Origin of the sequence: Chromohalobacter sp. HP20-39 (assembly GCF_033052815.1) — a bacterium.
Lineage (GTDB): Bacteria > Pseudomonadota > Gammaproteobacteria > Pseudomonadales > Halomonadaceae > Chromohalobacter.
The window spans coordinates 1-238 of sequence record NZ_JAWHTP010001133.1; the positions used below are offsets into that span (position 1 = coordinate 1).

The window sequence follows — 238 nt, forward strand, 5'->3', positions numbered from 1 at the left end:
GCGGCGGCGTCGCCATTGCGGGCCGCCGCGTCGTACCAGTAGCGCGCCAGCCGCTCATCGGCCGCGACGCCCAGTCCGGTCTCGAACATCGACGCGACAAGGTACTGCGCGCCGACGTCACCGGCCTTGGCGGCTTCGAGATACCAGCGGTGAGCCTGGGCCATGTCCTGGCGGCGCCCGCGGCCGAGGTAATAGCAGGTGGCTGTGGCCAGGGCGCCGTCGGCATTGCCATGTTCGG

Annotated in this window: 1 pseudogene; it reads right to left on the reverse strand. The window is 71.4% G+C overall.

What is annotated here, in order from left to right:
* Window positions 1–238: pseudogene (locus tag RVY79_RS21435) on the reverse strand (hypothetical protein); the annotation flags it as partial.